The organism is Marinobacter sp. EN3 (genome assembly GCF_000475315.1).
In the GTDB taxonomy this organism is placed as follows: Bacteria; Pseudomonadota; Gammaproteobacteria; order Pseudomonadales; family Oleiphilaceae; genus Marinobacter; species Marinobacter nauticus.
The window spans coordinates 1-566 of the sequence record NZ_AXCC01000087.1 but is presented as its reverse complement, the minus strand read 5'-3'; the positions used below and the strand labels follow the sequence as shown (position 1 = coordinate 566).

The 566-nt window shown below is 57.8% G+C and carries 1 protein-coding gene; it reads left to right on the top strand.

The window, feature by feature from the left end; translation table 11 throughout:
- On the top strand, nucleotides 1-566 hold a 566-nt coding region (locus tag Q675_RS36530), incomplete at its 3' end, for an IS1380 family transposase (RefSeq protein ID WP_023012174.1).

Genomic DNA, 566 nt, shown 5'->3' with positions numbered 1-566 from the left:
ATGGTACCTGAAAAACTGACCCTCTCGCCACTGTCTCGCCGTCAAATTGAAGCCGATTTCTCCGGTGGCCATATCACCTCCGATGCCGGCCTGCTCCTGCTTCGCGAAGTCGACAATCAACACCAGCTCACTCAGCGCCTGGCTACGGTGCTGGACGATACCCGTAATCCGGTGCTGGTTCGCCACAAGCTTCAAACCATGATCCGGCAACGGGTCTTTGGCGTGGCTGCCGGGTACGAAGATCTGAACGATCACGAAACGTTACGCGCTGACCAGGCACTTCAGACCGCGACTGGCGAAGAGGCCATTCTGGCGGGCAAATCAACACTGTGCCGAATGGAGCAGCGCGTGGACCGGCAGGCCGTGGTCAAGGCCCACGAACTGATGTGGCATCACTTCATTGAGCAGCACGACGCCCCACCCAAGGAAATCGTGCTGGACTTCGATGGCACCGACGTTCCAGTGCATGGCGACCAGCCCGGCAAGTTCTTTAACGCCTACTACGATCACCATTGTTACTTCCCACTGTACGTGTTCTGCGGTCGTCATCTGCTGGTGAGCTACCT